At 38.8% G+C, this 24,744-nt stretch carries 23 protein-coding genes; 6 read left to right on the forward strand and 17 right to left on the reverse strand.

Annotated elements, in window-relative coordinates; genetic code table 11:
- Positions 1-353: 353 nt before the first annotated feature.
- A complete protein-coding gene (locus AC4G3K_RS12710; RefSeq protein ID WP_491133523.1) occupies positions 354-2,003 on the forward strand; it encodes a glutamine--tRNA ligase/YqeY domain fusion protein in 1,650 nt (549 codons plus the stop codon).
- 73 nt (positions 2,004-2,076) lie between these two features.
- Here AC4G3K_RS12710 and AC4G3K_RS12715 read toward each other — a convergent pair whose 3' ends face one another.
- On the reverse strand, positions 2,077-2,946 hold the full coding sequence (locus AC4G3K_RS12715; protein WP_491077287.1) for an AraC family transcriptional regulator: 870 nt from the start codon (positions 2,944-2,946) through the stop codon (positions 2,077-2,079).
- Positions 2,947-3,061: 115 nt separating this feature from the next.
- On the opposite strand from AC4G3K_RS12715, the gene AC4G3K_RS12720 reads away from it, so the two are divergent.
- Positions 3,062-4,324: a dicarboxylate/amino acid:cation symporter gene (locus AC4G3K_RS12720; RefSeq protein WP_491077286.1), complete on the forward strand. Its 1,263-nt coding sequence runs from the start codon at positions 3,062-3,064 to the stop codon at positions 4,322-4,324.
- Positions 4,325-4,475: 151 nt separating this feature from the next.
- On the opposite strand, the gene AC4G3K_RS12725 is transcribed toward AC4G3K_RS12720, so the two are convergent.
- Positions 4,476-5,186, reverse strand: a complete 711-nt coding sequence (locus tag AC4G3K_RS12725) for a class I SAM-dependent methyltransferase (RefSeq protein ID WP_491133524.1) — start codon at positions 5,184-5,186, stop codon at positions 4,476-4,478.
- A gap of 163 nt (positions 5,187-5,349) precedes the next feature.
- Between AC4G3K_RS12725 and AC4G3K_RS12730 the strand changes: the two genes are divergently transcribed.
- Positions 5,350-5,592 (forward strand): hypothetical protein, encoded by a 243-nt coding sequence (locus AC4G3K_RS12730; RefSeq protein WP_491077284.1) that lies wholly within the window; start codon positions 5,350-5,352, stop codon positions 5,590-5,592.
- Between the two features lie 44 nt (positions 5,593-5,636).
- Here the strand turns inward: AC4G3K_RS12730 and AC4G3K_RS12735 are convergent, their stop codons facing one another.
- Positions 5,637-6,842, reverse strand: coding sequence for a class I SAM-dependent rRNA methyltransferase (locus AC4G3K_RS12735; RefSeq protein WP_491133525.1), 1,206 nt, complete (start codon positions 6,840-6,842; stop codon positions 5,637-5,639).
- Positions 6,843-6,995: 153 nt separating this feature from the next.
- Between AC4G3K_RS12735 and AC4G3K_RS12740 the strand changes: the two genes are divergently transcribed.
- Entirely contained in the window at positions 6,996-7,664 is a 669-nt protein-coding gene (locus AC4G3K_RS12740; RefSeq protein ID WP_491077282.1) for a lysoplasmalogenase, read from the forward strand.
- A 111-nt stretch (positions 7,665-7,775) separates the two neighbouring features.
- Here AC4G3K_RS12740 and AC4G3K_RS12745 read toward each other — a convergent pair whose 3' ends face one another.
- From AC4G3K_RS12745 to purU, 6 genes are all read right to left on the reverse strand, one after another.
- On the reverse strand, positions 7,776-8,960 hold the full coding sequence (locus AC4G3K_RS12745) for a NupC/NupG family nucleoside CNT transporter (RefSeq protein WP_491133526.1): 1,185 nt from the start codon (positions 8,958-8,960) through the stop codon (positions 7,776-7,778).
- A 133-nt stretch (positions 8,961-9,093) separates the two neighbouring features.
- Entirely contained in the window at positions 9,094-9,492 is a 399-nt protein-coding gene (locus AC4G3K_RS12750) for a cytidine deaminase (RefSeq protein ID WP_491077280.1), read from the reverse strand.
- A gap of 30 nt (positions 9,493-9,522) precedes the next feature.
- The gene (gene deoC, locus AC4G3K_RS12755) at positions 9,523-10,197 is read right to left on the reverse strand and encodes a deoxyribose-phosphate aldolase (RefSeq protein WP_491077279.1); all 675 of its coding nucleotides are present in this window, start codon (positions 10,195-10,197) and stop codon (positions 9,523-9,525) included.
- A gap of 28 nt (positions 10,198-10,225) precedes the next feature.
- Positions 10,226-11,527 (reverse strand): pyrimidine-nucleoside phosphorylase, encoded by a 1,302-nt coding sequence (locus AC4G3K_RS12760; RefSeq protein ID WP_491133527.1) that lies wholly within the window; start codon positions 11,525-11,527, stop codon positions 10,226-10,228.
- A gap of 248 nt (positions 11,528-11,775) precedes the next feature.
- Positions 11,776-12,714 (reverse strand): DNA-binding transcriptional repressor DeoR, encoded by a 939-nt coding sequence (deoR, locus tag AC4G3K_RS12765; protein WP_491077277.1) that lies wholly within the window; start codon positions 12,712-12,714, stop codon positions 11,776-11,778.
- 42 nt (positions 12,715-12,756) lie between these two features.
- Positions 12,757-13,656: a formyltetrahydrofolate deformylase gene (gene purU / locus AC4G3K_RS12770; protein WP_491133528.1), complete on the reverse strand. Its 900-nt coding sequence runs from the start codon at positions 13,654-13,656 to the stop codon at positions 12,757-12,759.
- Between the two features lie 497 nt (positions 13,657-14,153).
- Here purU and AC4G3K_RS12775 point away from each other — a divergent pair, with 497 nt between their 5' ends.
- Entirely contained in the window at positions 14,154-15,617 is a 1,464-nt protein-coding gene (locus AC4G3K_RS12775) for an alpha-amylase (protein ID WP_491133529.1), read from the forward strand.
- Between the two features lie 151 nt (positions 15,618-15,768).
- Here the strand turns inward: AC4G3K_RS12775 and AC4G3K_RS12780 are convergent, their stop codons facing one another.
- From AC4G3K_RS12780 to AC4G3K_RS12790, 3 genes are read right to left on the reverse strand one after another with little or no spacing between them, the layout of a single operon-like run.
- On the reverse strand, positions 15,769-16,551 hold the full coding sequence (locus AC4G3K_RS12780) for an ABC transporter ATP-binding protein (RefSeq protein ID WP_491077274.1): 783 nt from the start codon (positions 16,549-16,551) through the stop codon (positions 15,769-15,771).
- Between the two features lie 15 nt (positions 16,552-16,566).
- Positions 16,567-17,568: a FecCD family ABC transporter permease gene (locus AC4G3K_RS12785; protein ID WP_491133530.1), complete on the reverse strand. Its 1,002-nt coding sequence runs from the start codon at positions 17,566-17,568 to the stop codon at positions 16,567-16,569.
- Positions 17,568-18,596, reverse strand: a complete 1,029-nt coding sequence (locus AC4G3K_RS12790; protein ID WP_491133531.1) for a FecCD family ABC transporter permease — start codon at positions 18,594-18,596, stop codon at positions 17,568-17,570. Before AC4G3K_RS12790 ends, AC4G3K_RS12785 begins: the two co-directional genes overlap by 1 nt.
- A 174-nt stretch (positions 18,597-18,770) precedes the next feature.
- Between AC4G3K_RS12790 and AC4G3K_RS12795 the strand changes: the two genes are divergently transcribed.
- Complete coding sequence (locus AC4G3K_RS12795; RefSeq protein WP_491133532.1) at positions 18,771-19,712, forward strand: ABC transporter substrate-binding protein; 942 nt, start codon at positions 18,771-18,773, stop codon at positions 19,710-19,712.
- Positions 19,713-19,767: 55 nt separating this feature from the next.
- Here the strand turns inward: AC4G3K_RS12795 and AC4G3K_RS12800 are convergent, their stop codons facing one another.
- The 5 genes from AC4G3K_RS12800 to AC4G3K_RS12820 all read right to left on the reverse strand — a co-directional run bounded on the left by AC4G3K_RS12800 (position 19,768) and on the right by AC4G3K_RS12820 (position 24,734).
- Positions 19,768-20,553: a carbon-nitrogen family hydrolase gene (locus AC4G3K_RS12800; protein WP_491133590.1), complete on the reverse strand. Its 786-nt coding sequence runs from the start codon at positions 20,551-20,553 to the stop codon at positions 19,768-19,770.
- A 160-nt stretch (positions 20,554-20,713) separates the two neighbouring features.
- Positions 20,714-21,745 (reverse strand): UDP-glucose 4-epimerase GalE, encoded by a 1,032-nt coding sequence (gene galE, locus AC4G3K_RS12805; protein ID WP_491133533.1) that lies wholly within the window; start codon positions 21,743-21,745, stop codon positions 20,714-20,716.
- Between the two features lie 187 nt (positions 21,746-21,932).
- A complete protein-coding gene (locus AC4G3K_RS12810; protein WP_491133534.1) occupies positions 21,933-23,141 on the reverse strand; it encodes an amidohydrolase in 1,209 nt (402 codons plus the stop codon).
- Positions 23,142-23,196: 55 nt separating this feature from the next.
- Positions 23,197-24,066, reverse strand: a complete 870-nt coding sequence (locus AC4G3K_RS12815) for a MetQ/NlpA family ABC transporter substrate-binding protein (protein ID WP_491133535.1) — start codon at positions 24,064-24,066, stop codon at positions 23,197-23,199.
- A gap of 17 nt (positions 24,067-24,083) precedes the next feature.
- Positions 24,084-24,734, reverse strand: a complete 651-nt coding sequence (locus AC4G3K_RS12820) for a methionine ABC transporter permease (RefSeq protein WP_491077719.1) — start codon at positions 24,732-24,734, stop codon at positions 24,084-24,086.
- Between the last annotated feature and the right edge of the window lie 10 nt (positions 24,735-24,744).

Raw genomic sequence — 24,744 nt, forward strand, 5'->3', positions numbered from 1 at the left:
TGAAGAATCAAGTTCGTTATTTCCTGCGGCAGAGCAACTGTTTTAAGTATTGATTTGCCTTTTACCACTTCGTCAGTTATACACCTGCTGCTGCAACGGGTGTATCCACATAAACACCAGCCAATTTTAAATATGTCTCCTTCATATAGCCAGGGAAGCGTGCTCCAAGCGATACTTTTTAAGCAATATGATGTATTGGTAGAAGAAAATACAGTTATACTACATATATACAATAAAATTACTATATTAAAAGAACGCACAAAAAGTGAAAATGTATTTATTTATAGGCTTCTTGCGACATGGGATTATTTCCATTAGAATGAAACTACTAGTTTATGCGAAAGAGGTTGAAGATGGTGGAGCACAACAATACGTCAAATTTTATTCGTAACATTGTTATTGATGATATAAAATCAGGTAAAACAGAACAGGTTATTACTCGTTTTCCTCCTGAGCCAAATGGGTATTTGCATATTGGACATGCAAAATCCATAGTTTTAAACTTCGAACTTGCTGATGAATTTAAAGGCAAAACAAATTTACGTTTTGATGATACAAATCCGTTGAAAGAAGATACAGAGTATGTTGAATCTATTAAAAAAGATGTCAAATGGCTCGGGTTTGACTGGGACAACCTCTTCTTTGCTTCTGACTACTTTGAAGAAATGTACAATCGTGCGATCTTGTTAATCGAAAAAGGATTAGCTTATGTTGACGATTTAAGTGCAGACGAAATACGAGAGTATCGCGGATCTTTAACTGAGCCAGGTAAAGAAAGCCCTTATCGTACCCGTTCTATTGAAGAAAATCTGGATTTATTCAAACGTATGCGTAATGGCGAATTCGGTAATGGCGAAAAGGTTCTTCGCGCCAAAATTGATATGAGCTCACCCAACATTAATTTACGTGACCCGGTTATCTATCGAATAGCTCATGCTACACATCATAACACAGGTGATAAATGGTGTATCTATCCTATGTATGCATTCGCTCATCCAATTGAGGATGCGATTGAAGGTGTTACTCACTCCATTTGTACTTTGGAGTTTGAAGATCAGCGCCCGCTTTACGATTGGGTTATCAAAGAATGTGAAATGGAAAGTACACCAAGGCAGTATGAGTTTGGTCGCTTAAATTTAACGAATACCGTTATGAGCAAGCGAAAATTGAAGCAATTGGTTGAAGAAGGCTATGTAGATGGCTGGGATGACCCAAGGATGCCGACTATTTCCGGTCTGCGCAGAAGAGGATACACACCTGAATCCATCCGTAATTTCTGCCGTGAAATTGGAGTAGCGAAAACAAGCGGTATTGTGGATGAAAAAATGCTTGAGCACTTCGTAAGAGAAGATTTAAAATTAAAGGCACCACGAACAATGGGAATCTTAAAACCATTAAAAGTAGTCATTACCAACTATCCGGAAGGACAAGTTGAAATGCTTGATGCTGAAATCAATCCAGAAAATCCTGAGATGGGGTCGCGTAAAATTCCATTCTCGAGAGAAATCTATATTGAACAAGAGGATTTCATGGAAAATCCTCCAAAAAAATATTTCCGTCTCTTCCCTGGAAATGAGGTACGCCTGAAGCATGCCTATTTCATTAAATGCGAAGAAGTCATTAAAGATGAGGACGGCAATGTAATCGAATTACGCTGTACCTACGATCCGGAAACGAAGAGTGGATCAGGTTTCACCGGCCGTAAAGTGAAAGGTACCATTCACTGGGTTGAGGCAACACAGGCTGTTCCAGCTGAATTCCGTTTGTATGAACCGCTCATTCTTGATGAAGAAGTAGAAGACGGAAGTTTCCTTGATCATGTAAATCCGAATTCCTTACTCATTGAAAATGGCTTTGTTGAACCTAATATGAAAAACGTTCAACCAAACGAGAAATTCCAATTCTTCCGCCATGGATACTTTAATGTTGACAATAAAAACACAACAGCTGATCATTTAGTTTTCAACTTGATCGTATCTCTGAAGAGTTCCTTTAAAATTTAAACCATTATACACTGAAGGACCGTGATAATACACGGTCCTTTGTCATGTTGATTTTGAATTGGAATCATGGTTGTTACTCATAATTGCTTGCTTTTAAATACTCCCTAGGCGAGAGCCCAAACTCCTTTTTAAAGGCCCTAACAAAGGTTGAGTAATCATTAAAACCTGCACTTTGGGAAATATGTGTCATCGATTCTCCCTTAGAGAGCATCGATTTTGCCAGATATAATCTCTTCTGCAGGATATACCGATGCAACGTGTACCCTGTATAGGATTTAAACTTTCTCATTAAATGATACTTACTCAAAAAACATTTTGATGCTAATACCGGTATGGAGAGATCCTCATTTAAATGTTGATTAATATACGTTAAGACGTCTGTTATATTTTTATCAAAAAGGATATCCTGTGAATGTATTGTTGCTTCATCATGGATAAAAATACGATTAAGAATAATCAGCAATTGCATTAACAGAGCTGATTTTAAAATATCATCTCCAAAAGCAGCTTCCCGTTCAGTCTCTATTAATTCCTGAACAATGCTTTTAATTTTTCCAAGCGGCTTATTCGAAATTCGTATCAGATTAATTTCACGGCGGGCAGCCAAATCAAAACACATCAACAAATTGCTATTTTCGCTGCTATGCCTGGAAACCATAGCTGGATCAAACCAAATGATAAAACGCTCATATTCTTCCGTTGGGTCGATAATTGGCTTATGGATTTGTCCATGCCCTATAATGAGCAAATCCCACGGTTTCAATTTATAAGCCTTCCCTTCTATCATGTAAGTGACATTTCCTTTAATAAAGATGATGATTTTATTAAAATCGTGATAATGGTATTCAAACTCATTCACAATTTGGTCCTTAATGTGAAATACTTTTAATTCCTGATTTAGGATTCCTCTTCTCTCTGATTGCTGTCTATCAAATTTAAGCATTACATTCCTCCTGCTTAAGAGCACTTTTTGCCATCTTTTAAGCAATATTTTCATAGAACGTGGTAAAATAGTCAAGTATGCTTATAGTAGTAATTATCGAGAGGCAGTGAACAGAATGAAACAAATTTTTTCAAATTATAAAGGCTCCATCATCTTACTGCTGGCTATCACGATTGGCGGAATAGCCGGATATATTATTGGTCCCGATATAGCAGTTATTAAACCATTCGGGGACTTATTTCTGAACTTATTATTCATGATTATTGTTCCGCTTGTGTTTTTCAGTATCACTTCCGCGATTGCAAATATGAGCGAAATGAAGCGACTGGGGAAAATCATGGGCAGCATTGTCATCGTGTTTTTCACAACAGCTCTTATTGCCGCTGTACTCGGCTTCCTGGGTACAACTGTTATAAACCCGATTGGAGATTCAGATGTATCATCCATTAAAGAATTAATGTCAACCGCTGAAGTACCGGAAACAGAAGAAATCTCTTTCCTGGGCCAATTAGTTAATACCTTTACGGTCAGTGATTTTTCGCAGCTATTATCTAAATCCAATATTTTGCAGTTGATCGTATTTTCCGTATTAGTTGGGCTGGCTACAGCAATGGCTGGGGAAAAGGGCCGTCCTGTTGCACAACTGATGACCTCAGCAACTGAAGTATTAATGAAGGTTGTCAAGATTGTCATGTACTATGCACCTATCGGACTGGGCTGTTATTTTGCCACGATTATTGGTGAGCTTGGACCGCAAATTTTAGAAGGATATGCCCGTTCATTCGTTCTTTATTTAATTTTGAGCGTTATTTATTTCTTTGGATTCTTTACATTATATGCCTATATTGCAGCTGGGAAAAATGGGATTAATATATTCTGGAAGAATATCCTCCCTCCATCAATAACAGCTATCGCAACATGTTCAAGTGCTGCTTGTATACCAATTAATCTGGAAGCTACGAAAAGGATTGGAGTACCAGACGATATCGCCGAAACAGTTATCCCCCTTGGCGCCAATACACATAAGGATGGTTCTGTATTTGGCGGAGTCCTGAAGATCGTCTTTTTATTCAGCCTCTTCGGTAGAGATATGACAAGTGTATCAAGTATTTTAAGTATTCTTGCTGTTTCCTTCCTTGTAGGTGCGGTAATGGGCGCTATCCCAGGCGGAGGTATGATTGGAGAGATGCTGATCCTTTCCGTATTTGGATTCTCACCAGAGGTGCTTCCAATTATCGCTGTTATCAGCACCATCATTGATATACCAGCGACCTTATTAAACTCAACTGGAAACACTGTATGTGCAATGCTTGTGGCTCGTTTAGTTGAGGGTAAGAACTGGTTGCAGAACTCACTTAGTAGAACAGCTAAAGCATAAATACTAAAATTACGAGAGTTGAAGTGAAACCAACAACATCAACTGTCACATTTTAAAGCCCCTTAAACTTTCAATAGTTAAGGGGCTTTTCTTTCTTCAATAGCTCCCGCAAACCGCCACAGGAGAATTTATAGTATGCATGCTGTTTAGTCTACTTTTGGGCACGAATGATTCGGTAACCCAACGCGTCACGATATTGATGTAAAAATCTTTCATGCTGTTCCAATAAATCAAATATAGCAGTTGGAACGTCCTCAGATGGCTGGAATTCTGTCATGAGCTCCTGATCATCATAAAAGGATGGTAATGTTCTAACTTGTACATCCACAAATCCTGCCTTTATCAAAGCGTCCTTCCACCTATCCTCGTTCCACATTTGCCGAAAACCATAAAACTGCCCAATCTGTTTTTGTTCTATTTCAGCAAGTTGTCTTTGCATGGTTAATTCAATGGCATATAATACGCCACCAGGCTTTAATACCCTTTTTATTTCTCTCAGAGCTGGCTCAATTTCAACGAAAGATAGCACAGACTCAGCCAAACAATAATCAACAGCTTTGTTATCCAGCGGGATTTCATCCAATGAGGCTTCTATAACCTGCACAGGTAAGCCTAATTGTGAAAACCGATACTTTGCTTTCTCTATCATGACTGGATGGGCATCAAGCGCAATCAGGTTTGCATGGTAAGTATTATACAAATAGGCACTGGTTTGTCCCGTACCACAACCTGCATCCAGGATGATGGTATCTTGCTGAATTGGCTCATTCTTCAGCATCATTTCTGTTGCTTTTAACCCACCCGGATGCGCCCCTCCTATTCCAAGTTCAGATAGTAGATCCATATACGTAAATTTGGCCATTTTACACCTCTGTCATTGTTTTTCACATTTTATGGCCCCTTCTTTATTTTGGTTCATATCTTACCATCGGATTTTTATCGTCCAATTAGGTAAACAAACAGTCAAGTTGTCCATCTATCAATACAATACAGAGAAAACATTATTTGAAAGGGGCATCAAGTGGATGAACTACTACAATCTTTGCAATAAACATATTGGACGAAATGTGCGCATTACCGATCGCCATAATCGAGTTCATAACGGCACAATTACAAGGGTCACTAGATCTCATGTATGGATTAAACCTCATGGCGGACAGCATGGCTATGGCTATTGGGGCGGCGGCTGGGGCTGGGGTGGAGGCTGGGGCTATCCGGTAGGACTTGGCCTTATTACCGGCTTTGCCTTAGGAGCTTTATTTTTCTAAACGGACATGGCCTCGTATCCTATTCCGATACGAGGCCATTTTCATCATTTGCTTAATTGGATAAAGACTACTTTCAAGTAATTACCCTCTGAATATTCTTCTATCGTTCTAAAATCCTCCGGCAATGAAAATTCTTCAACAATTTTATATTTCTGATGCATTTCCTTACAAGCCGTATCGATAAAGGCTTTGAACTTATCCATTCCAAACAGACTGCAGTTGGTTGAGGCAACAATCATTCCGCCTTTTTCTGTAATTGCGATGGATTCCTTCAGTAAATTCGTATAATCCTTAGCAGCACTGAAAGAGAATTTCTTCGACTTGGCAAAGCTTGGCGGATCGAGTATGACCATATCAAACTTTAACTCTTTTCTTCTTGCATATTTAAAATACTTAAAGACATCCTCTACGATAATATCCTGTGCTTCATAGTCGATTCCATTCACACTGAATTGTTCAATCGTTTTCGCTCGGCTTCTATTGGCAAGGTCCACACTGGTTGTCTTTTTTGCCCCACCAAGTGCAGCAAACACCGAGAACGCCCCAGTGTATGAAAACATATTAACAACTGTCTTTCCCTTTGCATAGCGGTCCCGAATCGTTTTACGTACATCACGCTGATCCAAGAACACACCTACCATGGCGCCATCATTTAGATTAACAGCAAAGTTTACGCCATTTTCCTTAACGATGATAGGAAACTCACCTTTTTGACCTTCAACAAAATCATCGTCTTCAATGTATTTCCCTTTTGTATCAAAACGTTTTTTTTCATAAATTCCTTTAAAATCTGTTAATCTGCGCAAAGAGTCTAAAATATATTCTTTGAATGTGTAAATACCCTGACTGTACCATTGAATGACATAATACCCTTCATAATAATCAATAATAAGACCCCCAATTCCGTCACCTTCACTATTGAACACACGGAAAGCTGTTGTATCTTCCATGCTGTAATAGTGCGCTCGGTTATCAAGTGCCTTACGAATCTTATCATCAAAAAATGCTTGATTAATAGAAAGATTCTCCTGTCTGGTCAATACCCAGCCATAGCCTTTGTTTTGCTTGCCGAAATACCCTTTTGCAACAAAACGGCCCTCTTTATCAACAAGTTTAAGAATCTGGCCTTCCTCCTCCAGTTTATGAGGAGACACGATCGCTTCCTTTGATATTAGCGGAGACCCACTCCTTATTTTCTTACTGTCTCTTGGTTTTATTTCACAGATTAATTCCTTTTGACTTGAACTCATTTTTAATTCACATACTCTCTCTCTTTTGATCTTTTCTACTAACAGTATAACGAAAACTCCCTTCCTTCCCAAATTAAACATCATTAAAATGAAGGAATTTCCACTTTCTTCGTCTAATTCTTTATGATAAGTTCTCAGGAAGGAGGTCATTTTATGAAGATTAAACTACTTTCTCTTTTCATTTTATTAATGAGTATTATTTATATTTTCTTCATTCCATCTGAACCATTTGAACTCAAATTGCTATTTAAATTAATTCCTATGTGGATGATTATCTACTTTGCCTTTCTCCAAAAATCTGATGAGGTTCGGCAAAATAAAAGACTTATCATGATCGGACTGTTTTTTTGTATGCTCGGTGATGGACTGCTCCACTGGTTTATAATTGGGCTAAGCTTCTTTTTGATTGGGCATCTCATTTATATTGCTGGATTTCTAAAGCAATGGAATTTTTCCAAACTTCGCTTTTTATCGATCTTTCCGCTTCTCGCTTTTGACTTTATAGTCGGTAACAAACTGATAAATGCCCTGCAGCAGGCAGGAAATGATGAATTGGTTATTCCTATCATCTTCTATATTGGTGCGATTTCTATGATGGCATGGGCAGCCTTTATGACCGGAAATTTGTATGCAATTTGCGGGAGTCTGCTTTTTGTGATTTCTGATACTATATTATCCTGGAATATGTTTATTTCTGATGTATCTCACTCACATATCTGGATTATGACAACCTATTATGCAGCTCAATATTGCATTGCCTTCAGTATCGGAAAAACCTCTGAGCAGACAATTTATTCAACTATAAATCCTTCGAAAGGATAAGGCTCATTTCCTAGACTTAAGGTAAGGGATCGATAACCATAAGGGGATATTCTATTCCACACTATTAAAAAAAAGCAGATTCAATTGAATCTGCTTTTACGTTTTTCTATATTAAAGAACCAACCCGACAATGATTCCTGATAATACGCTTACAAGAGTGGCTCCAAATAACAATTTCAACCCAAAGCGTGCGACAACATTTCCTTGTTTTTCGTGTAATCCTTTTACCGCTCCGGAAATAATTCCGATCGAGGAGAAGTTTGCAAAGGATACAAGGAAAACGGAGATGATACCAAGAGTACGTTCGCTGAATGTATTCTCTATTTCTGTCAAGCTGATCATCGCAACAAACTCATTTGTTACTAGTTTTGTAGCCATGATACCACCCGCAGATACTGCTTCACTCCAAGGGACACCCATTATAAAGGCAAATGGTGCGAAAATATAACCTAATATTTGTTGGAAGGAAACTCCGATTGTCATATCAAACAAGGCATCTATACAAGCCATTAACGCAACGAAACCAATCAACATGGCAGCTACGGTAATCGCTACTTTAAAGCCGTCCATGATATATTCACCTATCATCTCGAAAAAGGTTTGTTTTTCTCCTTCTTCTGCCACAACGAGAATATCTTCTTTTTCATCTACTTCATAAGGATTGATTAGGGAAGAAATAATAAATCCACCAAATAGATTGACCACTAAAGCGGTTACTACATATTTAGGATCAATCATCGTCATATATGCACCGACAATTGACATGGAAACGGTAGACATAGCTGATGCACATAAAGTATATAAACGGTGAGGCGGTAACTGCCCTAATTGTTTTTTCACCGTTATGAATACCTCTGATTGTCCAACCATTGCTGACGCTACTGCATTATATGATTCTAGTTTACCCATTCCATTTACTTTGCTTAACAGAAGGCCAATTCCCTTCATAATAAAAGGAAGAATTTTAAAATGCTGTAATATTCCGATTAATACCGATATAAAAACAATTGGCAATAAAACTGTAAGGAAAAATGGTGCTTCTCCTTCATTTGCCAATCCGCCAAATACAAAAGATATTCCTGATTCTGCAAATTTCAGTAAATGTCCAAAAACAGAGGCAATACCTTGGATTAAAACGAAGCCGAATTTGGTATTTAATAATAAAGCTGCTAATGCAATCTGTATAACAATCATTAGCCCAATATATTTATACTTAATTTGTTTCCTGTTTGAACTCACTAACAAAGCTAACCCTACCACTGCCAGTAACCCGATGATTGAAATTAGATATTTCATCATAATTCCTCCACTAAGATGTTTAGATTATTTTTGGTACACCTTAACTAAAAACCCATTCTACTTTACAGAATCCGGCTCCAATTATGTTTGGAGATTGGAGCCGAACACTGTTCTTTATAGTTGAATTAAATTATTTCCCCATGTCCGTTGATTTAAAAAATCCTGGTAGTAATTCTGTAATTGAAGTTTCCAATAAGTCACCCTTTAAGTTGGATAAATAGACTTTCGTATTGTGATCACTAAACTCGGCGATTACTTGTCGGCAAGCTCCACATGGTGATACCGGACCATCTGTATCAGCAACAATAGCAATCGCTTCAACTTTTGGTTCACCTTCTGAAACAGCTTTAAATAATGCTGTTCGTTCAGCGCAATTCGTCAGTCCATAAGATGCATTTTCAATATTACACCCACGGAAAACATGCCCATTTGCAGTTAAAACAGCTGCACCCACCTTAAATTTGGAGTACGGTGTATATGCCTGTTTCCGTGCCTCGATTGCTTCTTGAATCAAACTGTTTTTATCCATAAGGGGCCTCCCACATGCTTCTTCTACTAATTAATAGTCTGTGTTCGCTGTTTCACCTTTGGCAATTGAAACTCCAGAACTCGCACCAATACGGGTAGCACCAGCTTCTGTCATTGCTTTTGCATCTTCAAGACTTCTAACACCGCCAGAAGCTTTAACACCGATTTCAGCTCCAACTGTTTTTCTCATTAGAGCGATGTCTTCCACTGTTGCGCCGCCTGTAGAGAATCCAGTTGATGTTTTAACAAAGTCTGTACCTGCAGATACAGCCAGTTGACATGCTTTCTCAATTTCTTCTTTTGTTAACAGACATGTTTCGATGATAACTTTTACTAGAGCTTTCCCTTTTGCTGCATCTACTACTGCTTTAATATCAGCTTCAACGACATCATAACGGCCATCTTTCATAGCCCCGATATTGATGACCATATCCACTTCATCCGCACCATTTTCAATTGCATTTGTTGTTTCAAAAGCTTTTACTTCAGAAGTATTTGCTCCCAATGGGAAACCAATAACTGTACAAACTTTTACTTCCGGTGTGTCTTTAAGCATTTCTGCACATTTTTTAACCCATGTTGGATTTACACATACAGAAGCAAATTTATGCTCTTTTGCTTCCTCAACAATTGTCGTTATTTGTTCTTCTCTTGCATCTGCTTTTAATAATGTGTGGTCGATTAAAGATGTTAATTTTGTAGTCATTTACTTTTCCTGCCTTCCAAATCTTAAATTAATGAATTTCAGTATATATTAATGTTGGAGCTGTTACTTCTTCATCACTGATGCTGTATGCTCCATAAATCTTTTCTAATACGCTTGCGATATCTTCTGAATTTGAATGTACAGTTACGAGTGATTCACCTTCCGCAACTTTATCTCCGACTTTCTTATTCAGTACAATCCCAACAGCCAGGTCAATAACAGATTCCTTCGTAGCACGGCCAGCTCCAAGCATCATCGCAGCAACACCAATTTCCTCAGCCTGAATGCCAGAAACATATCCAGTAGCTTTTGCCGGAACTTCAATCTGGTATTTAGCTGTTGGTAGTTTGGATGGATCATCAATAACAGATGCATCTCCGCCCTGAGAAGCAAGGAATGTCTTGAATACTTCAAGCGCTTTTCCATTATGCATAACTTCCTCAAGCATGCCACGTGCTTCTTCAGTTGTTTCCGCTTTGCCAGCTAGCATGACCATATGGCTTCCCAATGTTAAACATAGTTCATGCAAATCAGCCGGACCTTTACCCACTAAAGTGTCAATCGCTTCTTTAATTTCCAGTGCATTTCCCACTGCAAATCCAAGTGGTTGACTCATATCGGATATGATTGCTTTTGTATTTCTGCCAACTCCATTTCCGATATCAACCATTGCTCTTGCCAATTCTTTTGCATCGTCAAGGTTTTTCATGAATGCTCCATCGCCTGTTTTAACATCAAGAACAATAGCATCTGCTCCGGCTGCGATTTTCTTACTCATAATCGAGCTTGCAATTAGAGGAATAGAATCTACTGTTGCTGTCACATCACGTAAGGCATATAACTTTTTATCAGCTGGTGTTAAGTCACCACTTTGCCCAATAACAGCGATTTTATTTGTATTAACGAGGTTGATGAAATCTTCATTTGAAATTTCCACATGGAATCCTGGAACAGCTTCTAACTTATCAATTGTACCGCCTGTATGGCCTAAACCACGTCCAGACATTTTTGCAACCGGTACTCCAAGTGCTGCTACCAAAGGTGCCAACACAAGCGTTGTTGTATCACCAACACCACCCGTACTATGCTTGTCTACTTTTACGCCATTTATTTGTGATAGATCAATTTGATCTCCTGATTCAACCATTAACTCAGTTAAGTTAACTCTTTCTTCCTGAGTCATACCTTGAAAATAAATTGCCATAGCAAATGCTGACATTTGATAATCAGGTATACTTCCATTCGTAAATCCTTCAATAACAAATTGGATTTCACTTTTATTCAACTCATGACCGTTACGTTTCTTTTCAATAACGTCAACCATTCTCATGATCTTACACCTCATTTTTGAATTATCGTAAAATAGCCACCATTACTTAGATTAAGTATGTAAGTGAAAATATTGGTAGCACTTACAAAACTAACTATACCATATAAATTGAACAAAAGTAATATTAAAGTTTGAACAAATGTAAAACAATTTTTCGTCATTCTATTTATCCTCTAAAATCCATTTTTTAACACAGAAAACCTCCTATTAATATAAACAGGAGGTTAGAACCATATTCACTTTTTTGTTTATTTATCCAAAATAAATTTGGCCGTATATTGATCTGTAATTATTACATTAGCAAACCCACCCTTTAGCGCCCCATGGATGGAATCTACCTTCTGGGAACCCCCGGCAACCAATATGGAATATTCCTTTTCCTTCAGCTCCTCCAAATCAATTCCCAATGTTCGTTCATTCAACGAATCATTGCAAATTTCCCCATTCTTATCGAAAAAGCGTGAACAAATATCTCCAACTGCTTTGGAATAAAGCATCTCTACATCTTCTTTCGTAAAATATCCCAGTTTAAAAAGTAGAGATTCTGTTTTAATCGGCCCACAAGTAAATAATGCGATATTAGCTTTTTTACCAGTATCTAAAATTCCTTTAATATGTCTGTCTGCCATCAGCGCTTGCTTAACAACTACCCGGTCGACAATTGCCGGTAAAGGTAAATGAAGTGGCATGGTATGGAAGGCTTTGCCGAATAAATAAAGAATTTCCGACACATAGGTATGCGTCTCAGAATGGCTGATTCCACCTTTGAGCTGCACAATCTTAACATTATTCACTATTTTCTTCTTCAACTCTACTGCGACATGGTAGAGAGTCGTTCCCCATGTTACCCCGATGATGTCGTGATCTTTAACGATTGTATCAAGATATTCAGCGGCTTTTAGTCCAATAGTTGTTTTAATAATATGATCATCATACTGGGGAACAGGCACAACCACTGCTTTTTTCAGCCTATATTTTTTCTCAAGCGCAGCCTCCAGACTCTCTATATTTTCCTCATTATCACCTATTTTAATTTGGACAATTCCTTCTCTTTTAGCCGTTTGCAGCATACGTGACACAGTAGGTCTTGATACACCTAGTTTTTTTGCTATTTCATTCTGTGTATAGTCCAGTAAATAATAAAGCTTAGCCGCTTCTACCACTTTATTTTTTTTATCTGCTTCCATATCAAACCCCTATTTTCCTTCATATAGTTCTTATTTCAAACCCTAAAATACGATTGTTTTATTCCCCTGTACAATAATTCTGTCCTGTAAGTGCCATTTTACGGCTCTCGCCAGCACACTTCTTTCAATTGTTTGTCCTATTTTCTTCATTTGCTGAATATCGTCCTGGTGATTAACACGCATAATGTCCTGCTCAATGATTGGACCTTCATCCAAATCGTCTGTTACATAGTGACTGGTTGCTCCAATCAGTTTAACCCCGCGTGCAAACGCTCTCTCATATGGACGTGCTCCCATGAATGCTGGTAAAAAGGAATGATGGATATTAATAATTTTATTCTTATATAGCTTAACGAAACTTGGAGATAGAATTTGCATATAGCGTGCTAAGACTATTAGGTCGATCTTATATTGATTGAGCAGCGCCTTTTGCTTTTCCTCCGCTTCTGTCTTCGTTTCTTTCGTCACAGGTATATAGAAGAATGGGATATGCATCGATTCTACCAACTCTTTGGCATCTATGTGATTACTGATCACAATCGGAACCTCTGTCATTAAATCGCCTGATTGCCACTCCCATAATAGTTCTCGTACACAATGCAGCTCCTTCGAAACAAATATAGCTGTTTTCTTTATATGAAAGTTAAAAATAATATCCCATTTCATCTTAAACTTATTCGCTATTGAAAGGAATCCTTCTTTCAATTTATTCTCTTTTTTACCCAAATCTGGGCACTCGAATTCAATCCTCATAAAAAATGTTCCCGCATTACTGTCTGTTGAATATTGGCTGGATTCAAGGATATTGGCATCTTGTTTAAACAGGAATTCTGATACAGCTGCTACAATACCAGGTTGATCTGGACAATTGATTAGTAGTCGACCCTTATCTCGCTGACTTTCCTTATAGTGATCCACTTGTTTCTGAGCTCTTGTTTCCATTCCCTCACCATCCTGATCCGTTTTCGGTCCATATTAATCCGCTTACATTATTTTCATTTTAACATATATCCATGCCTAATCTCTCTGCTATTATCTTTCCATTTCCCTTTTATGGGATATTTTCTCAAGCGAAAAAAGGCAAGCTTGTAGCTTGTCCCACTTATTCCTTATTTGACATATCATTTGAATGAAAAATGGATATTCGTTTCTGTTGGATCTCCAGCTTACCCTTGCTTTGGATATGTTGTCCTATACCCGGGGATAGGCTGGTCATAGCCGGAGTATAGGTGTATCAAGGTATCAAGGGCCTTATAATAAGTTTAAATTTTTTGTGTCCTCCTGCTATCCGTTCTTTTTCACTAACATATACAGATTCTAAAAATATATTTAAATTTATGTTTCTAAAGGTATGCGTAACGGGTAAAACAACGGGTAAATAGGTAAATATTGTTTTATTAGCTGAACTCTGCTAATAGAGAGAATGTGAGGTGGTACAAATGGGACAAAATCATACGATGATGCAATTTTTCGAGTGGCATATCTTACCCGATGGCACTCACTGGAAACGATTAAAAGAATTAGCGCCAGTATTAAAAAACAGTGGAATAGATTCTGTTTGGATCCCACCCCCAACTAAAGGACAAACTCCTGAAGATACAGGTTACGGAATATATGATTTATATGACTTAGGTGAATTTGACCAAAATGGCTCCATTCGAACAAAGTATGGTACGAAGGACGAATTAATAGAAGCCATTGAAGCATGTAAAGAAAATGGGATTTGCGTGTATGCAGATATCGTCATGAACCATAAAGCTGGAGCAGATGATACAGAGAGATTTAAAGTTATTGAGGTTGATCAGAATGATCGAACAGTAGAGATTTCGGAACCATTTGATATTGACGGTTGGACAAAGTTCACGTTCCCCGGACGCGGTGACACATATTCTAACTTTAAGTGGAATAGTGTGCACTTCAATGGAACTGATTATGATGAAGGTACGATTCGAACAGGAATATTTAAAATCCTCGGCGAACATAAAGACTGGAATGAACATGTAGATAAAGAGTTTGGAAACTATGACTACTTAATGTTCGCAAATATTGATTATCGTCATCCAGATGTGAGAAATGAAATGAAGAGTTGGGGGAAATGGCTCGCTGACACGATTAAATGTGATGGTTATCGCTTAGATGCTATTAAGCATATTGATTATACCTTTATTAAAGAATTTGCCGATGAAATGAGAAAGGCCCATGGTGATGACTTTTATATGGTAGGAGAGTACTGGAATCCAGACCTGAAAGCATGTCAGGAATATCTGGCGAAGATTGACCATACTCTTGATTTATTTGACGTGCCGCTCCATTATAAGTTACATCAAGCCTCACAAATGGGACGCGATTTTGATTTAACAACTATTTTTCACGATACCCTAGTGGAATCCAATCCATTAAATGCTGTAACATTTGTAGACAATCACGATTCACAACCGGAAGAATCACTGGAATCATGGATCAATGATTGGTTTAAACCATCCGCTTATGCACTTATTTTATTACGTCATGATGGCTATCCATGTGTTTTCTATGGTGATTATTATGGAGTTGGCGGTGAGAATCCGGTTGGTAGAAAAAATAAATTGATTGATCCTCTTCTATATGCGAGAGTCCATAAAGCTTATGGGGAACAAGTCGATTACTTCGATCATCCTAATACAATTGGATGGGTAAGAATGGGCATTGAAGAGAAGGAAAATTCCGGATGCGCCGTTGTCATCTCAAATGGCGAAGAAGGTGAAAAAAGAATGCTTGTAGGTGCAGAAAGAGCTGGCGAAGTATGGACCGATTTCACCAATAACCGATCAGATAAAATCGAGATTGATGAAGAGGGCTGGGCAACCTTTCCTGTCAATGGAGGCAGTGTTTCTGTATGGGCCAAGCCGGATCCGGAAGAATAATAATTATACAAAACATGAGTGGAATATTTGTGGTGTTAAATCAGTTATCTAAACGTTCAACCATCAGAATTCGCAGATACAGGGGACTCAAGAAACATATTATTTCGCAATGTTTCATGAGTCCCCTGATATTTTTTTCATCTCAATACGACTATTTAATCAGATCATACGAAATAATTGCCGGTTTACCGGTTCGTGAATCCTTCACGATGGAAGCATCAATTTGAAATACTTCTTTTAATAGATCCACCTTCATCACTTCTTCCGAATTCCCCTGTAAAACCAATTGCCCATTTTTAATAGCAACCAATTCATCCGCAAACCGACTTGCGTGATTCAAGTCATGAATCACCATAACAATCGTTCGCCCATCCTTAAGATTAAGTTTTTTAAGAAGTTCCAAAACCTCCAATTGATGAGCTAAATCTAAGTAGGTGGTTGGTTCGTCCAATAATAGCAACCCTGTTTCCTGTGCAATTGCCATTGCAATCCAGGCACGCTGGCGTTGCCCGCCAGACAATGAGTCCACTGAGTGGTTTTTAAAATCTGTTAACCCGGTCACTTGAATCGACCAATCGACCATCTCTCTGTCATGTTCGTTTAAACGCGAAAAACCGCCCTGATACGGGGTTCTCCCGTAAGAAACCAAGTCTATGACAGACAAGCCTCCAGGAGCTTCCGGAGATTGGGGCAGGATCGCCATTTTTCTCGCAATTTCCTTTGTGGGTGTATTTTTAATTTCTTTTCCATCTAATATAACAGATCCAGACATTGCTGGATGCAGTCTTGCCATGGTTTTTAAAATAGTCGATTTTCCACAGCCATTAGGGCCAATGATCGCTGTGATTGCCCCTTTTTTAATATCTATATTGAATGAAGGGACGATTACATTTCCATCATAGCCTATCTTTAAATTTCGTGCTGACAATTCCAAAAGGTTCACCCTCCCCTACTTTGACTTCATTAGAAGATAAATAAAATACGGAGCACTAATGACGGAGACGACAACCCCTGAAGGAATATCTACTCTGAGCAAATTCCCCCCCAGCATATCTGCCAGCAGCAAAATAAAAGCTCCAATCATTGCTGCAGTAGGTAAGAATGCTCCATGTTTGGGCCCAACAAGCTTCCTTGCAATGTGAGGTGCGATCAGACCAAGGAAAGCAATGCCTCCACCAACTGTCACACCCAATCCTGCCAAGGCAACAGCAGCTCCAACTAAAATTAAACTTTCTTTTTCTGTACGAATACCCAACCCTGTAGATATTTGGCTGCCAAGATTCAATACATTCAGTGTGTGTGATTTATATAGGATAAAAGGAATCAGGATTAAAAACCATGGCAGCAAGGCCCATACATATTTCCACTGTGTAGCCCAAAGGTCTCCGGACAACCACACCATCGCTTTCATAAAATCATGAGGATTTAGTCGAAGCTGCATTGCTGTTAAAATAGCTGCGAAACCGGCATTAATGCCAATTCCAACTAAAAGAAGACGAATCGTATCCATCCCTTTTCTCCATGATAAAGCTACTATTAACACAGCTGTAAGTAAAGCCCCGGCAAAAGCAAATAAAGGCATCATAAATGTACCTATTTGGCTCTGGCTACTAATGGTAGATTGAAATACAGTAATATAAATTAATACAGCCAATCCAGCTCCAGCGTTAATGCCTAAAATTCCAGGCTCAGCCAGTTCATTCTGGGTTACTGTTTGCAATACCGAACCAGATATAGCCATTCCGGCTCCCACAAGTATAGCCAATACAATAGCTGGCAAACGGATTTCAAACAAAACAAGCTCTTGCTTAGCAGTCCCATTTCCGATTATCGTTTGCCAGACTTCTGCAGGTGAAATACTAACTGTTCCTATATTCAAGCTAAGTAAACAGACGATTACTATGAGCACGAACAGGGCTGTCCACACTCTCATCAATTTTGTACTTTTCATCAAAACAATTGTCTCCCTTCACTGCGGACAAGGTACAGGAAGAAAGGGACTCCTATAAGTGCTGTCATTACGCCAACAGGAGTTTCATAAGGAGGATTGATTATTCTTGAGACAACATCAGCCAATAATAACAAAACACTGCCCAAAACTGCTGTAAAAGGCAGTAATTTTCTATAATCAACCCCAATGATCATCCTTGTAATATGGGGAATGACCAAGCCGATAAACCCAATCGTTCCAGAGACTGCAACCGAACTTCCAGTAAGCAATAGAATAACAATAATTCCTAGTGCATGCACTAGCTTAATGTTAATCCCAAGCCCCTTCGTCACATCAGTACCTAGCGATAATAAGGTTAACGAATGTGCGATGGTGAATAAAATTGGTAATCCTATCAATCCAACTACCGCTACTATTTTTACTTCCTGCCACTGGCTATTAGCTAAGTCTCCTGCATACCAGTAGCTAATATTTTTGGTGACATCAAAATATAAAGCCATACTGGTTGTTAGAGAACTTAAAAACATCCCGGTGGCCATACCTGCTAAAGCTAGCTTTACTGGTGTAGCCCCTCCTCTGGATAAGGCAGATAACGAAAATACTAATAAAACAGCCAATCCTGCTCCAATCATGGAAGCGATGATTGAACCCATTATGGATAATCCAGAGAAAATCGTTAATGATAAAACTAAGGCGAATGCCGCCCCATTTGATACTCCCAAAAGGGATGGCTCAGCCAGCGGATTACGTGTTAATGCTTGCATAACAGCACCGGAAACGGCTAAGAATGCACCGACCAAGATGGCCATAAGTGCCCGCGGCAGCCGGATTTCCCAAATAATCTGATGGGTCACATTATCTGGATGACGATGAATCAACGCTTCCCATACTATAGAAAAGTCTATCGTTTTTGTCCCTATTATTAACGAAGCAAAAAAGATGACCAAAAGTAATAAAAAAGACATAGTTAGAATTATACTAAATCGTTTCCTTTGAAACGGATTATATTTATTTTCATTCTTCTGCACGTACGTTCAGTCCTTAAAAAATCTTTTCTCATTATAATAAGCAATCTAATGGAATATACCTTTCTATTATTACCACAAAACAGATAGGTATGAAATTTCCATTGACTCTATAAGTGAGAATGATTATCATTATTTACGATGAATTTATTCTACATACTACAGGAGGATATGGCAATGGTAATAAATAATAAATACACACGTCTTCTCGTGTTGATGCTTTGTACTGTGTTAGTGCTTGTAGCCTGCGGCTCAAAGAATAATGATTCTGCTGACACAGAGAAGTCAGCTAAGACGGTTACAGATGCAATCGGTGAAATGAGCTTCCCAACAGCCCCTAAACGGATTCTTGCACCAAATTTAGAGGATTATTTAGTTACTCTAGGCATTACACCGGCTGCTCAGTGGTCAATTGGTACATCTGTTCATGGATATTTACAAGATGATTTAAAAGATGTTCCATTAATTGGTTGGGATATGCCAATTGAAGATGTCATTGAAGCAGATCCAGATTTAATTTTGTTTGAATCCGAAGCTGCTATTCAGGAAGGGCAATACGAGGAATATAAAAAGGTTGCTCCAACCTATGTATTTGAGAAAGAAGACACTTCTGACTGGAAAACATTATTGACAAAGATGGGCAAGTTATTCGATAAAGAAGATCAAGCCAAAGCAGCGATTCAAAGCTATGAAGATAAAGCTGCAGAAGCTAAATCAACTATCGATGAGAAAATCGGAGATGAATCTGCCGCTCTTATTTGGGTAACTGGCGGCCAGTACTTTGTATTCGAAGGAGACCGATACGCTTCAAACGTTCTTTATAATGATTTAGGATTTAAGATGCCTACTTTTATTAGTGAACTTGGTGAAGCTCAGGAAACATGGCAAGCCACTTCACTCGAAGCGTTGGCAGATTTAGATGCAGATCACCTCTTTATCGCTGCGGCGAGTGGTGAGGCAGGGATCGAAACATTGGAAAACAGCTCTATTTATAAATCCATTCCGGCTGTCCAAAAAGGGAATGTTTATATGTTTGAGGATTCATCGAACTGGACCATGAATGCAAAAACAGCCAATAATCAAACAATCGATCTTGTTTTAGAATCTTTAAATAAATAAGGAAATAAAGGCGGCTCTTTTAAAATGAGCCTCCTTTTTATTAGATATCTGGATTCTATTTTCTTTCATATAGATCCTCTCTTCGATCCTTAAACACAGAGATGCTCGCTCTGACCTGATCTACTTCCTGTATGTTTAATTCAGCATACTGGATACATTCCCCGGTATCCCCGATTATGATCGTATCACCCCAGGGACCAATGACCATGGAATGACCGGCGAATGTATTATGAGGATCTTTCCCCACCCGGTTGACCGCAATAATGAATAGCTGATTTTCAATGGCGCGTGCCTTTAAAAGTGTTATCCAATGGTCTACTCTCATTTCCGGCCATTCTGCTGCTACGAACAGTAATTTCGCTCCTGCTAAAGCATGCTTCCGAACCCATTCCGGAAAGCGAATATCATAGCAAATCAAACCGCCGCAAAGATTCCCATCCATCATAAATATATTTTCCTTTTGTCCTGCTTTAAGGTAGAGATGTTCATCCATCACGTTAAAAAGATGCACTTTATCATACTCTGATAGGACCTCTCCAGAACGGCTAAACACATACATTCTATTAAAATACCCCTTCGATGTTTTCACAGCTACTGAGCCGCCGACAATATAGACACTGTACTTTGATGCCAATGAAGAAAGCATTCTCTTTGTTTCCTCACCATCAGGATCTGCAAGTTCCTCCAACTGCTGCAGGGCATAGCCTATATTCCACATTTCAGGTAATACAATACATTCTGCTCCATTATGGGCAGCTTCTATTATAGAATCCTTTACACGGTTGAAATTTTCACAAGGCTTTGCAAATTTGATATCTATTTGTACACAGGCTATTTTCAATAACTCCACCTCTTCCTCATTTATCTAGAAGGGTATTGGAATGCATGGATGATATCAACTTTATTGCTATATAAGGGTCCAGTGCCAGAAAAACAATGGGTCGTTCAAACTATAGCGGTTATAGTAAATGGAATCGATTCTCCTTCGACTCAAATCCTCTTTAATAAGTTTGTTTAATCATCTGTTTGTATCCATTCGGGTTTTGTATTTGCCATTTCCATGAATCCGCACACATATCTGTCAGACTTTTTTCGGCTTTCCAGCCTAAAAGATTTGCTGCCTTATCAACATCAGCATAACAAACAGCTATATCCCCAGGTCTTCTTTCCACCACTTCGTACGGAATTTTCTTTCCATTGACTTTTTCGAATGCGTTCACTAGATCAAGAACGCTGTATCCGTTTCCTGTCCCAAGGTTAAATGCTTCTACCCCTGACTTCCTATCCAAATACTGCAATGCACTCAGATGGCCCTTCACTAAATCGACTACATGAATATAGTCACGGACACCCGTGCCGTCATGGGTGTCATAATCGCCGCCAAACACTAATAAGTGATCTCTTTTACCAATAGCGACCTGAGTAATATATGGCATTAAATTATTGGGAATACCACTCGGATTCTCGCCGATTTTTCCTGTTTCATGTGCGCCAATAGGGTTGAAATACCTGAGTAAAGCGATACTCCATGACGAATCGGAAACATGCAAATCACGCAGAATTTCCTCTATCATTAATTTTGAACGACCATATGGATTTGTTGCCGATAAGGGAAAGATCTCGTCAACCGGTACAAGATTCGGCATGCCATACACCGTGGCAGAGGAGCTAAACACCAGCTTTTTCACATGATACTTCGCCATTATTTCACATAACTTTATCGTACCTGTTATATTATTATCATAATATTTAAGAGGGATCGAAACAGACTCACCAACCGCTTTTAAGCCGGCAAAATGAACAACTGAATCAATATCGTATTTGATAAACAGTTGCTCAACTGCCTCAACATCTAATAAATCAATTTCATAAAACGGAAATTCTCTCTCAGTCAAATCTTTAACTCTTTCAATTACTTCTATTTGACTATTCGACAAATTATCCAAAACCACAATCTCATAACCCGCTTTTAAAAATTCAACAGCCGCATGGCTGCCTATATAACCGGCACCGCCTGTAATGAGTATTGCCATCCATGATCTACTCCCCTGTTTTTCACGATTGGTATTTCGAAAGTCCTACAAGATAATTTTACCTTATTTTGGGTTAAATGGTATTTATTTTCCCGAAAAATTCCAATCACCAAAACAGCATTAGACAGTAGAGTTCATTTTATTAAACCATGAATGGGTTCTTATTAGGCCTTCATCTGAAGGCTCTTTAGGACTCTTTCCCTTTAGCTTTAAGAAATTCCTCTTTAATCTCCCTAAGTAATTCCTGATCTGTCAGAAGACGATAGCCAGCATTGGCTAATGCTTTTGCACCAGTAAGGATGGCTACATCTCCTTTTTCTGACACAGCGCAATCTCTAAATTCCTTTGTATGAGCTATGAGATCATCCGGACCAATTTTTATATAAGGATGGGCTGTTGGTACAACATGGCTCACATTGCCTGCATCTGTCGAACCGGATGCATTCCGCGCACCCTTTACAACATCTTCCCCAAGAGCAGCCAGTTCCTCCCTTAAGACATCATCGAGAGTCGAGTTTAGTACGAAATCATGAACTTCATTTTGAAATCGATTGATCTTTACTTGGGCTCCTGTTGCCAATGCCGCACCTTTGGCAATCTGAATAATCCTTTCCGAAATTTCTTCGCATCTCTTCCATGTTGAAGCCCTTATATAAAATCTTGCAGAAGCATAATCAGGAATGATATTAGGTGCATCTCCTCCATCTGGAATAATGCCATGAATCCTGATATCAGTCGGTAATTGCTGCCTTAAGGCTCCAATCCCATTAAATAACTGAATGACTGCATCAAGAGCATTGATTCCTTCCTCGGGAGCTGCTGCAGCATGAGCAGCTTTACCGTAAAATTTAAAATCAAGAGGATTGACAGCCAAAAAAGGCCGAGTCGTTCTGGTCTGCCCTGATGGATGAATTAAAATCGCCGCATCCACTCCTTCAAATAATCCATGCTTCACATAACTCCCCTTGGCACTGCCATTTGCCCCTCCTTCCTCTGCTGGTGTACCGTACACAAGAACCGTTCCGCCTGTTTCCTCTAACACTAATCCAAGTGAAATCCCTGCCGCTACACTCGTTATACCGATGATATTATGGCCGCAGGCATGACCAAGACCTGGCAAGGCATCATATTCAGCGAGAAAAGCAATCGTTGGTCCCGGCTTTGATGATGATTTCTTCGCTATAAAGCCTGTTTCATGACCGGCGATATTACGTGTGACCTCAAAGTCCGCTTCATTTAATATCCTGGTTAGTGTCTCTGAAGCTAAGAATTCTTCATTCCCTATTTCAGGATTGGCGTGTATGTAATGACTTATATCTATATACATGTCAGCCTGTTGATCTAAATATCGATTGATTATATCTTTATGGAAAATACGTCCTTCATTTTTAATCATTTCTCTTCCCCCATTCGTTTTTTTAAGCTGCCATGATAGGCGTTTTCTAAGAGAATTATTCTTTCACAGCCGGGCTAACCCAGGCATCCTGATAATTAACTAATTCTTCTACTGATACAAAAGCAGGAATCGTATTCCCTTTAAACGTTTTATGGATAAAATCCTCTACTTCTTTCGAATGATAAATTTCCACCAGTTTATTTAAATCTTCGCGATCTTTATCCCCTTTTTTTACAGCGATGATATTAATGTATGGTTTAGCGGTGGCACTTTCATGGAACAAGGTATCTTTTAATGTTAATCCTGCTTCAACGGCAAAGTTATTGTTAATAATAGACGCATCTACATCTTCTAGAAAACGTGGTGTATTACCGGCTGCTACTAGTTCAAGTTTAATATTTTTAGGATTGTTTTTAATTTTATCGACAGAACCAACCCCATCAAAATTTTCTTCTAATGTAATGAATCCTGCCTCTTGCAAGAGCAATAATGCCCGGCCAAGATTTGTACCTTCATTAGGAACAGCGATTGTAGCCCCCTCAGGCAGTTCCTCCAAATCTTTATATTTATTTGAATAGATTCCCATTGGGGCAATAACAGTAGAACTTAGTGGCTCAAGATCTAAATTCCTCTCCTTAACTTGCTCTTCAAAGTAGGAGATTGTCTGGAATGCATTGGCATCTACCTCGCCATCATTTAAAGCTGTGTTCGGCAAAATATAATCACTGAACTTTACAAGCTCTATATCTAATCCCTTCTCCTTGGCAAGTTCGGCAATATAATCCCATGTCCTTGTATCCCCACTGCTTACCCCTACCTTAATGGTGGAACTATCTTCTTTTGCACTCCCTTTTGAATCACTTCCACATGCTGCTGTTACGATTGTGAATACTATTACTAAACCAGTAAGAAATAATTTTTTCATTCGGTCCATCTCCTTCTTTATCGTCTTCTTATTTTTCTTGCCAGCGTATTGCCTGTAGTTTGTAAAAGCTGCACAATGATCACCAATGCGGCTACCGTTACGATCATGGTGATCGTGTCAAATCTCTGATAACCATATGTGAGAGCAAGATCTCCTACACCTCCTGCTCCTACCGCCCCTGCCATAGCTGAGGCACCAACCAGACCGATGGTTGCCGTCGTAAAGGTTAATATAAGGGAACTTAGTCCCTCTGGTATCAAAAAACGAAAAATAATTTGCCATTCGGTCGCGCCCATTGCCTGAGCTGCTTCAATAATCCCCTTATCGACTTCCAATAATGAATTTTCAACTAATCTGGCAATGTAGGGACCCGCATAAAATACAAGCGGGACAATCGCGGCATTCGTCCCAATCGCTGATCCAACAACGAATCTTGTAAATGGAATCAAAGCTACCAATAAAATAATGAATGGGACCGAGCGCAAAATATTGATAATCGAGTTTAATATATTAAACACCCATTTATTCTCCAGGATATGCCCCTCTCTCGTAATAACAAGTAAAATCCCTAAAGGCAATCCGATAATGGCCGAGAATAGTAATGAAAAGAAAACCATATAAAGCGTGTCACTGAAACCGATCAGTAATTGTTCAAGCGTAATTTCCATTCCCCATAAC

Source organism: Bacillus sp. z26, assembly GCF_058313635.1.

Bases quoted from the DNA above. Each gene is read 5' to 3' on its own strand.
- AC4G3K_RS12710 (WP_491133523.1), top strand. From the start codon at position 354: ATGGTGGAGCACAACAATACGTCAAATTTTATTCGTAACATTGTTATT.
- AC4G3K_RS12715 (WP_491077287.1), bottom strand. From the start codon at position 2,946: ATGCTTAAATTTGATAGACAGCAATCAGAGAGAAGAGGAATCCTAAAT.
- AC4G3K_RS12720 (WP_491077286.1), top strand. From the start codon at position 3,062: ATGAAACAAATTTTTTCAAATTATAAAGGCTCCATCATCTTACTGCTG.
- AC4G3K_RS12725 (WP_491133524.1), bottom strand. From the start codon at position 5,186: ATGGCCAAATTTACGTATATGGATCTACTATCTGAACTTGGAATAGGA.
- AC4G3K_RS12730 (WP_491077284.1), top strand. From the start codon at position 5,350: ATGAACTACTACAATCTTTGCAATAAACATATTGGACGAAATGTGCGC.
- AC4G3K_RS12735 (WP_491133525.1), bottom strand. From the start codon at position 6,842: ATGAGTTCAAGTCAAAAGGAATTAATCTGTGAAATAAAACCAAGAGAC.
- AC4G3K_RS12740 (WP_491077282.1), top strand. From the start codon at position 6,996: ATGAAGATTAAACTACTTTCTCTTTTCATTTTATTAATGAGTATTATT.
- AC4G3K_RS12745 (WP_491133526.1), bottom strand. From the start codon at position 8,960: ATGAAATATCTAATTTCAATCATCGGGTTACTGGCAGTGGTAGGGTTA.
- AC4G3K_RS12750 (WP_491077280.1), bottom strand. From the start codon at position 9,492: ATGGATAAAAACAGTTTGATTCAAGAAGCAATCGAGGCACGGAAACAG.
- deoC (WP_491077279.1), bottom strand. From the start codon at position 10,197: ATGACTACAAAATTAACATCTTTAATCGACCACACATTATTAAAAGCA.
- AC4G3K_RS12760 (WP_491133527.1), bottom strand. From the start codon at position 11,527: ATGAGAATGGTTGACGTTATTGAAAAGAAACGTAACGGTCATGAGTTG.
- deoR (WP_491077277.1), bottom strand. From the start codon at position 12,714: ATGGAAGCAGATAAAAAAAATAAAGTGGTAGAAGCGGCTAAGCTTTAT.
- purU (WP_491133528.1), bottom strand. From the start codon at position 13,656: ATGGAAACAAGAGCTCAGAAACAAGTGGATCACTATAAGGAAAGTCAG.
- AC4G3K_RS12775 (WP_491133529.1), top strand. From the start codon at position 14,154: ATGGGACAAAATCATACGATGATGCAATTTTTCGAGTGGCATATCTTA.
- AC4G3K_RS12785 (WP_491133530.1), bottom strand. From the start codon at position 17,568: ATGAAAAGTACAAAATTGATGAGAGTGTGGACAGCCCTGTTCGTGCTC.
- AC4G3K_RS12795 (WP_491133532.1), top strand. From the start codon at position 18,771: ATGGTAATAAATAATAAATACACACGTCTTCTCGTGTTGATGCTTTGT.
- galE (WP_491133533.1), bottom strand. From the start codon at position 21,745: ATGGCAATACTCATTACAGGCGGTGCCGGTTATATAGGCAGCCATGCG.
- AC4G3K_RS12810 (WP_491133534.1), bottom strand. From the start codon at position 23,141: ATGATTAAAAATGAAGGACGTATTTTCCATAAAGATATAATCAATCGA.
- AC4G3K_RS12815 (WP_491133535.1), bottom strand. From the start codon at position 24,066: ATGAAAAAATTATTTCTTACTGGTTTAGTAATAGTATTCACAATCGTA.
- AC4G3K_RS12820 (WP_491077719.1), bottom strand. From the start codon at position 24,734: ATGGAAATTACGCTTGAACAATTACTGATCGGTTTCAGTGACACGCTT.